Here is a 225-nt window from a genome sequence, read left to right as displayed (position 1 = left end):
ACCGTCACGGCAGTGGCACCCGGCAGCGGTACTCCCACCGGAACCGTCACCTTCACCGCCCCCGGCGGACTCAACCAGACCGTACCCCTGGACGCCGGCGGCACGGCATGCGTCACCACGACCACGTTGGAGACCGGCACGGTCACCGTCACCTACACGGGTGACACCTGCTTCTTGCCGTCGACGGGCACCGCGGTGGTGACGGTCAACCAGGCGTCGAGCACG

The 225-nt window shown here is 69.3% G+C and carries 1 protein-coding gene; it reads left to right on the top strand.

Annotated elements, in window-relative coordinates; translation table 11 throughout:
• Positions 1 to 12: 12 nt before the first annotated feature.
• A partial coding sequence (locus ACFWHU_RS37700) for an Ig-like domain repeat protein (protein ID WP_387230798.1) occupies positions 13 to 225 on the top strand: 213 nt, incomplete at its 3' end.

Source organism: Streptomyces sp. NPDC060366 (assembly GCF_042725135.1).
Classification (GTDB): domain Bacteria; phylum Actinomycetota; class Actinomycetes; order Streptomycetales; family Streptomycetaceae; genus Streptomyces.
Note: the sequence above shows the minus strand (reverse complement) of the source record. Positions and strands in the feature narration are given on the sequence as shown.